This window comes from Enterobacter cloacae complex sp. IR53030 (genome assembly GCF_049238365.1).
GTDB classification, from domain to species: domain Bacteria; phylum Pseudomonadota; class Gammaproteobacteria; order Enterobacterales; family Enterobacteriaceae; genus Enterobacter; species Enterobacter kobei.
Genome location: NZ_JBMKHA010000034.1, coordinates 23,659 through 31,433 on the forward strand (window position 1 = coordinate 23,659; position 7,775 = coordinate 31,433).

Genomic DNA, 7,775 nt, shown 5'->3' on the forward strand with positions numbered 1-7,775 from the left:
CGAGGTCCAATGATGTAAAAAACCACGCTAAGAGGTTAATTCATTGTTTGTATTCAAATTTAATGGTCTTAACTCGCCCTTCAGAATATCTTCCGGTAACGAAAACGTATAATGTCCCAGCATATTTATATGGCCATGTATCAGCGGCGATAATCTTGCCAGATGCTCCTCTTCAGGTGTTTCCCCCGATTTGCGAAGATGTGACAACGCCTCCTGCATGTAAAGTGTATTCCACAGCACAACCGCATTGGTCACCAGACCCAGAGCACCGAGTTGATCTTCCTGCCCTTCACGGTAGCGTTTTCTAATCTCACCACGTTGTCCGTAGCAAATGGCTCGAGCCACTGCATGGCGTCCTTCTCCCCGGTTGAGCTGAGTGAGGATCCGACGCCGGTAATCCTCATCATCGATATAGTTGAGAAGATACAACGTCTTGTTGACCCGGCCCACTTCCATAATCGCCTGAGCCAGACCAGATGGTCGGCTACTTCTCAACAGTGAACGAATAAGCTCTGATGCATGGATGGTCCCAAGCTTCAGTGAGCCCGCCATTCGCATCATTTCATCCCATTGGGATTCTATTTTTGACAGTTCAACACATCCCCGGGCCAGCTCATTCAGGGCACCATAATGTGCCGTTTTATCTGCCCGCCAGAATATCGCCCCGCCTGCATCGGCCAGACGAGGGGAAAACTGGTAGCCCAGTAACCAGAACAGGCCAAAAATGATATCGCTGGATCCTGCCGTGTCCGTCATAATTTCTACCGGATTCAGCCCGGTCTGCTGCTCCAGAAGCCCTTCCAGTACAAAGATGGAATCACGAAGCGTCCCGGGAACTACAATGCCATGGAAACCGGAGTATTGATCGGAGACGAAGTTGTACCAGGTGATACCGCGTCCTGAACCAAAGTATTTACGATTTGGTCCGGAATTAACCGTTTTAACCGGTGTGACAAAACGCATACCATCTGCGGAGGCAACCTCACCACCTCCCCAGTACCCCGCGAGCGGCAGCGTGGACTGAAAATCAACCAGCCGTGCATTAGCGGTGACCAGCGTTTCTGCCCTGAGATAATTTTGTTTAACCCAGCTCAGACGATGGCGAGTAAGCGCGGGAATATTATGCTTTATCAGGGGTTCATGCCCTATATTGCATGCTTCTGCCAGCAGTGTTGCGCACAGACTGACCTGGAGATCCTGCGCCCGAGCACCTGATTCACTGACGTGGCTGAATTCGCGGGTAAAACCGGTTCGGGCATCTATTTCAAGCAACAGCTCCGTCAGATCAACCGGAGGGATCAATTCTCTTACCCGACGATTCAATTGTATCAGTGCCGGTGGCTCATCCAGTTTATCCAGACTGCTAATCGTCAGTGAGGGATGCTTACCTTCATTGCTTATGCTGACCGCTGCGTTGCAGGCAAAACGTGAAGCCACTGATTTCCATGTGTCATCAAGCCGCGTAGCCAGTTGTTCTGCTGCTTTAGTTCCGTCTGATGGATGACCCAGCGCCCGACATACCGGGATGCGTTGTGCCTGCCATTCAGCTCCCTGAAGCAATTTTTGACGCGGGTCCCCCCACCGATCACTGTTCTCCAGCCAGAGATCACGACGGCGCAAAGAATCTTGAAGGCGCTCGAGAAGACACAGCGAGTAACCCGCTCGTAGAATCCTACCATCTCTGTCGTAGACCAGACGTTTCCATGGGCCGGAAATGATTTGCTCTGGTGCATCGTCGAGAATTCGCTTTTTTGAGCCACTCAGTTCGGCCAGATAATGGATTGCTGACAACGTGAGCTCCCCGGCCGGGGCGGCCTGAAAGTGTAAGTCACGCAACATCGCGGACAGGAAACGCTTCACCCGTCCATATTGTTCCACCATTTCATCCTGAAACTGAGTATCTTGCGGGCGCGCCAGCTCATTTACCTTGCCGACGGATTCAGCCAGTTTGTCCTTTGGTATGCGGCGAAAAATAGCCTGCCGCAGAGCTGCTTCATCGGTGTTCTCATCAAGTAATAACGTGCATGCCCGTGCCAGTAATAGCGCGGCACGATCAAGATCTTTCAGGGTCCTGGGTAATGACTCCAACTTACTGATAGTGTTTTATGTTCAGATAATGCCCGATGACTTTGTCATGCAGCTCCACCGATTTTGAGAACGACAGTGACTTCCTGCCCAGCCTTGCCAGATGCTGCCTCAGATTCAGGTTATGCCGCTCAATGCGCTGCGTATATCGCTTGCTGATAACGTGCAGTTCTCCCTTCAGGCGTGATTCATACAGCGGCCAGCCATCCGTCATCCATACCACGACCTCAAAGGCCGACAGCAGGCCCAGAAGTTGTATGCGTGAGTTTACCGACTGCGGCCTGAGTTTTTTAAGTGTCGTAAAATCGTGTTGAGGCCAACGCCCATAATGCGTGCACTGGCGCGACATCCGACGCCATTCATGGCCATATCAATGATTTTCTGATGCGTACCGGGTTGAGAAGCGGTGTAAGTGAACTGTAGCTGCCATGTTTTACGGCAGTGAGAGCAGAGATAGCGCTGATGTCCGGCAGTACTTTTACCGTTACGCACCACGCCTTCAGTAGCTGAACAGGAGGGACAGCTGATAGAAACAGAAGCCACTGGAGCACCTCAAAAACACCATCATACACTAAATCAGTAAGTTGGCACCATTACCCGTGAAGCTGATTCAACTCGTGCCTCAGTTGCTCCTTCGTATATTCCTTTTCGATTTGCTGATGGAGGATGCCATTAGCGTCAATCTGAGCTTTTAACACCAGAAAGAGAAGCACTGAACCCAGAATTTGTACAAATGGGCTTGAAATACCTCCAAGAACATCTCCTATTTCGCCATAACCTTTCAAATATTGCAGCGGAAGAAGAGGTGCAAACAAAGGGATAAGCAGGCAAGCCGCACCACCAATGACTATGACCCAGAAAGCTATTTTGGTAACAGGAGAGTTATAGATATTCATTTTTACACCTTTTCAGAATTTTCTTTTCTGTACGCGCTAGGAGTTTTGCCAATTTTTTTCTTAAACAACTTTTGAAAGTGTTCATGTGCCGGATACCCAATGGCTTCACTCACTTCGGGAACAGACTTACCGGATTCTTTAAGCAGCTGCTTTGCTTTTTCAAGCCGACAATAGGTTAAATAATCAAGAGGTGTCATGCCTGACAGCTCCTTAAATTTGACGCTGTAGTTCGTACGCGACATCCCCGCAATCCCGGCGAGATCGTCAAGACCCCATTTTTTATCGAGACTATGATGAATAGCTTCCAAGGTTTTGCTGAGTTGCGGATTTTCGATCAGTTTGAAGAATCCAGCATTTTTATTGGATTTGTACATGTGGATTCTTAACGCTTGCACGAAGATAATTTCGGTCAGCTTTCTGACTAACGTGTTGCTTCCAGGAAGCCCTGATTTTGCTTCCTGCTCTATAATACTTAAAAGCATGGCAAGCCAAGGCGAGTGGGAGTTATCAGCACTCTTGATATGCACGACATTTGGCAGCGAATTTAAGAATGGATGATCGGGTCCGCCATTAAAACAAAAATGTCCGCAAACGACGTTGGCTTTGAGCTTGCTCTGATCACCGTATTCCAAAACTTGAGCTTCGGTGAGGTTGGCTTTAGCTCTAAATTCGACCGCAGGCTCGGCCTTGATTTTTGGTGCACTGGCCATGGTGTGCTCCATCCCTTTGAAAAAGATCAAAATATCGCCCTGCTCCGCCAATGCTTTAAGTTTAAGTTTTGGCACCTCATACCAAAACTCGCCATGAGTCACGATGTGAAATCTCGCTAGATTCTCTTCCTGCGGGAGGCTGATGCCCCAGTCTCCCGCAAATGAGGTTCTATACCAGTAGCTGCTAGTAAGCTCTACCTTATCTAAAATTTCACTGAGAACATCCATATGTAGCTCCTACGTAAACTGTCCAATAGGTCATGTTATACGAACTATTGAACATATTATATCTATTTTACATGCTGTAAAGTCAGTCTAATCAGTAAGTGGATGAAAACTAAGGAGGCTTTATGAAACTAGATTATGTGATCGTTGCCGGAGGGTGTTTTTGGGGTCTCGAAGACCTCCTTAGGAGTCTGGACGGTGTGACGTCAACGAAGGTGGGCTACTCTGGCGGAGATTTTGATGATCCTACCTACGCCGATATTATAACAGGGAAAACGGGGCACGCCGAAGCGGTTCGCGTGGAATACGACCAAGACGAAATATCTCTCGAAGAGATTCTACATTACTTTTTCAAAATCCATGATCCGACTACGAAGAATCGCCAAGGAAATGATGTTGGCACTTCGTATCGCTCGGCAGCGTTCTATCGTGACGATGCACAGAAAGCGATTATCGAAAACGTGATTGATGAGGTCAATGAGATCGGTCGCTTCGAGAATGAAGTGGTCACGACCGTCACCCTGGAAAAAGAATTCTACGACGCTGAGGCATATCACCAAAACTATTTGCAGAGGAATCCCAGCGGATACTCTTGCCATTTTGAAAGAGACTAAATCATGAACCAAATGAACGAGGAAAAAATGAAAGCACTTAAGAATGTTGTTATTTATACGAAAGACCATTGTCCATTTTGCGCACGCGTGAAGAATTACCTAACTGCTGAAAAGGTCGATTTCAAACAAATTCGCGTAGACGACGATCCGAAGACTTACCTGGAGTTGAAGGAAAGAACAAATCTCCAAACTGTACCGCAAGTTTTTGTGGATGGAGAATTCATTGGTAGTGCTACAGACTTCTTCTCGTGGATTGATAGCTAAAGAGTGAACCCTAAAATAAAGGAGCAAATATATGTTCAATTGGAAAAGCATTTACAACTACCTGGATAACGGCACTCCCGCGCCTCCCAAAAAAGTAGAAAAGAGCGAGGAAGAGTGGAAAGAAATTCTGACGCCAGCGCAATTTCGGGTCATGCGGATGAAAGGCACCGAACGCGCGCACACCGGAGAACTCTGTTCATTTTATGAAGCTGGAAGGTACGCCTGTGTGGGCTGCGACACCGAACTCTTTGACTCGAACCTAAAGTTCGATTCGGGAACGGGATGGCCGAGTTTTTCTGAGCCAGTCGCAGACAACGTAATTCAATATGAACTGGATACGACCTTCGGGCGCAGAATCGAAGTGCTATGCAATGTGTGCGAAGCCCATCTGGGGCACGCTTTTCCAGACGGTCCTGAGCCATCAGGGGTCCGATTCTGTATTAACTCGGAGTCATTGAAGTTTGTAGAATAATTTTTAAATCGAGGGGGTTTATGAAAGTGAACCTTTTGAAAAAAGGAGCCGTTCGTGTTGATTAAGCTGTTCGGTCATAAAGACTGCCATAAAACCAAGATTTACCATTCGTACTTGCAAGAAAAAGGGAGCCAGTTTGTTTTTTTGGATGTTCATGAAGACGACGCGGCTGCTGATGAACTGTGCTCCCTCTATTCGAACGGAAAGCTGAATTTCCCGACAATAGTGGTTGGGACAAAGAAGCTGAGAAACCCCAAGTTCAAGGACCTTGACAGGTGGTTGGAAGCTTCAATGAAATAATGAGTTTTTTAGAATTATTAATAACTTAATAAGCAGTAAGATCAATGATTACAGCAATTTTCCGCAGTTGTGTTACCAAGAAACATGCTGCGGAGTTTTAGCAAAGATACTTCATCAAGCTGGTGTTGGAAAACGTGGTCTTATCGTCGTTTGCACGGCGTGAGGAATGGGAGTGGCTTCAATTTTTGAAAGTTAGGTGAAAAATATGTCGGATCTAAAAATGAATAAAGAAGACGGTGTTGAAAGCTATGAATTTGCAACCCCTGAAGCAATCGAAGAAGCATTGAAAATCGGGAAGCTTAGTCAAACGGTTTTCGGCATGGGTTGCTTTTGGGGACCGGATTCTAATTTTGGAGGGACGCAGGGAGTAGTGCAAACACGTGTTGGCTACGCTGGAGCATCAACTCTGGATCCGAGTTACCGCAACATCAACGGACACGCCGAAGTCGTCAGAGTGATCTACGATAAAGACCAAATCAGCTACAGGGAACTTCTTGGAAGTTTTGAATCATGGTCTGTTCATGGTAGAAAGCAGGGCCAGTATCGCCAGATACTTTTTGTTTTTGATCTGGAGCAAAAACAAGTAGCTGAAGAACTGATTCAAGCGATTGGAAAGGAGAAATCTCCCGAGGTGATTGAGGCCGGAGAACAAAATGGTTATTTTTGGCCCGCCGAAGATTACCATCAAAAGCATCGTCTTCGCAGAAACAAACAGCTTGTAAGTCTTGCAGAAGTAGATTTCGGTCCTCGCTGGGATGAACATCTGTATTTTACTAAATTAAATAGTACCGATAGAAAAGGCTTCAGTCTCTCAAGCTGGCTAAAAAAGTTGTCTCCGGAAATGCAGAAAGCTTACCGAATCGGTTAATCTGAAATTGCAGCTGGCTAAAGAACTCTATTTTCTATATGTAAAGAATGTGACGATCTCCTTCACATGGAGTCCAAGAGAGCATAAAAAATCTGTGTAAGTCGCATTACCCATGTATTTGAAAGGAATAAATAATGCCAATATCAGACCAGCTTATCGACCGAAGCAAGACCTCAGTTTTTATGAGGTCTTGAGATCAGCGCAGCATGAACAGATCTCTTACAGTGTGGCGAACACACTGGTTTGATTGCGGCCTTGGGTTTTAGCTTTGTATAACATCTGATCGGCGACTTCGAGCAACTGCTTTTTGTCGTCAAATAAATCAGCGCTGGCCAAACCTATGCTGACCGTTAATTGTCGTAATAACCACTCATGGTTAGCCACTACCAGCCTTAACTTTTCCAGTGTTTTATTTGCGGACGCTGTGTCTGTGCCTGGCAGGATCAGCACAAACTCTTCACCACCATAACGGGCGAAAAAGTCATAGTTCCTGCTATGGCGCTGAAACAGAGCCGCGACTTGACTCAGTGCCTCATCTCCTGCGGCATGACCATAGCTGTCGTTAAAACTCTTAAAGTGATCAATATCAATCAATGCCAGTACAAAAGATTGTCCTGTTCTTTGCCAGCGAGCAAATTCAGCTTCAAACTTGAGGTCAAAAGCTCTTCTGTTGTTCACCCCTGTCAGCGCATCCGTCATGCTGGTATTATGTAATTGTTCGCCGACTTTTTTCAGCTCCAGTATGGCGATCACTTGTCTGGACAGAGCCTGCAAAGAGCTTATCTGCCGCTGGTTCAGCTGCTTAGGAACATGATCATAGACACAAATAGTACCAATCACTGCACCTTCGGGATCAATCAGCGGCGAGCCAGCATAAAATCGGTAGCCAGGTCCTGAAATCACCATAGCATTGGTACTGAATCTGTGATCTAAAGTAGCGTCAGGGACCACCATTACCGCATCAGGTGTTTCCATTGCATACACGCAAAAGGACTCTTTAATTAATACAGAGGTACGCGAAATACCAACTTTTGCAATTAGATTCAGCTTTGTGTCATCGGTTCGCGTCACCATAGCCACTGGTGCATCACAGATATAACACGCCAGTTCAGTGATATCCCGCAGGTTCTGATCTGCTTCAGCAGGTGCTTTTAGTGTGGTTTCTGCACTAGCTGTTTGAGCTAAACTAAAGGTCATGTACTTCTCCGTTTTTCTACTGCTTTTTTCAAAGATCCTGCATAGAAAAATGAATTAAATCGTTGATTTAACTCTAAATAGCTGTTCCGAATAGTAGATCACCGGAGGAAGGGAACTCAGTCCAGTTTGTGCGATCTGATTAGT

At 46.4% G+C, this 7,775-nt stretch carries 8 protein-coding genes and 2 pseudogenes; 5 read left to right on the forward strand and 5 right to left on the reverse strand.

The window, feature by feature from the left end:
* Positions 1-27: 27 nt before the first annotated feature.
* From ACOTXR_RS23380 to ACOTXR_RS23395, 4 genes and pseudogenes are all read right to left on the reverse strand, one after another.
* Positions 28-2,073: pseudogene (locus ACOTXR_RS23380) on the reverse strand (Tn3 family transposase); the annotation flags it as partial.
* 16 nt (positions 2,074-2,089) lie between these two features.
* A pseudogene (locus tag ACOTXR_RS23385) lies at positions 2,090-2,628 on the reverse strand (IS1 family transposase).
* Between the two features lie 50 nt (positions 2,629-2,678).
* Positions 2,679-2,981, reverse strand: a complete 303-nt coding sequence (locus ACOTXR_RS23390) for a hypothetical protein (protein ID WP_223878984.1) — start codon at positions 2,979-2,981, stop codon at positions 2,679-2,681.
* Positions 2,982-2,983: 2 nt separating this feature from the next.
* Complete coding sequence (locus ACOTXR_RS23395) at positions 2,984-3,919, reverse strand: AraC family transcriptional regulator (RefSeq protein ID WP_002123001.1); 936 nt, start codon at positions 3,917-3,919, stop codon at positions 2,984-2,986.
* Between the two features lie 122 nt (positions 3,920-4,041).
* Here ACOTXR_RS23395 and msrA point away from each other — a divergent pair, with 122 nt between their 5' ends.
* The 5 genes from msrA to ACOTXR_RS23420 all read left to right on the forward strand — a co-directional run bounded on the left by msrA (position 4,042) and on the right by ACOTXR_RS23420 (position 6,434).
* Positions 4,042-4,530 carry a peptide-methionine (S)-S-oxide reductase MsrA gene (msrA, locus tag ACOTXR_RS23400; RefSeq protein WP_069785042.1) on the forward strand — a complete coding sequence of 163 codons (489 nt, stop codon included), beginning with the start codon at positions 4,042-4,044 and terminating at the stop codon, positions 4,528-4,530.
* 3 nt (positions 4,531-4,533) lie between these two features.
* Positions 4,534-4,794: a glutaredoxin gene (locus ACOTXR_RS23405; RefSeq protein WP_005403706.1), complete on the forward strand. Its 261-nt coding sequence runs from the start codon at positions 4,534-4,536 to the stop codon at positions 4,792-4,794.
* A 31-nt stretch (positions 4,795-4,825) separates the two neighbouring features.
* Positions 4,826-5,266, forward strand: a complete 441-nt coding sequence (gene msrB, locus ACOTXR_RS23410) for a peptide-methionine (R)-S-oxide reductase MsrB (protein ID WP_005403705.1) — start codon at positions 4,826-4,828, stop codon at positions 5,264-5,266.
* 54 nt (positions 5,267-5,320) lie between these two features.
* A complete protein-coding gene (locus tag ACOTXR_RS23415; RefSeq protein ID WP_011711656.1) occupies positions 5,321-5,566 on the forward strand; it encodes a glutaredoxin family protein in 246 nt (81 codons plus the stop codon).
* Between the two features lie 220 nt (positions 5,567-5,786).
* Positions 5,787-6,434, forward strand: coding sequence for a peptide-methionine (S)-S-oxide reductase MsrA (locus tag ACOTXR_RS23420; protein ID WP_223846397.1), 648 nt, complete (start codon positions 5,787-5,789; stop codon positions 6,432-6,434).
* Positions 6,435-6,653: 219 nt separating this feature from the next.
* Here the strand turns inward: ACOTXR_RS23420 and ACOTXR_RS23425 are convergent, their stop codons facing one another.
* Positions 6,654-7,631: a sensor domain-containing diguanylate cyclase gene (locus ACOTXR_RS23425; protein WP_002119794.1), complete on the reverse strand. Its 978-nt coding sequence runs from the start codon at positions 7,629-7,631 to the stop codon at positions 6,654-6,656.
* Positions 7,632-7,775 lie beyond the last annotated feature (144 nt).

Bases quoted from the DNA above. Each gene is read 5' to 3' on its own strand.
- msrB (WP_005403705.1), top strand. From the start codon at position 4,826: ATGTTCAATTGGAAAAGCATTTACAACTACCTGGATAACGGCACTCCC.
- ACOTXR_RS23395 (WP_002123001.1), bottom strand. From the start codon at position 3,919: ATGGATGTTCTCAGTGAAATTTTAGATAAGGTAGAGCTTACTAGCAGC.
- ACOTXR_RS23420 (WP_223846397.1), top strand. From the start codon at position 5,787: ATGAATAAAGAAGACGGTGTTGAAAGCTATGAATTTGCAACCCCTGAA.
- ACOTXR_RS23425 (WP_002119794.1), bottom strand. From the start codon at position 7,631: ATGACCTTTAGTTTAGCTCAAACAGCTAGTGCAGAAACCACACTAAAA.
- ACOTXR_RS23405 (WP_005403706.1), top strand. From the start codon at position 4,534: ATGAACCAAATGAACGAGGAAAAAATGAAAGCACTTAAGAATGTTGTT.
- msrA (WP_069785042.1), top strand. From the start codon at position 4,042: ATGAAACTAGATTATGTGATCGTTGCCGGAGGGTGTTTTTGGGGTCTC.
- ACOTXR_RS23390 (WP_223878984.1), bottom strand. From the start codon at position 2,981: ATGAATATCTATAACTCTCCTGTTACCAAAATAGCTTTCTGGGTCATA.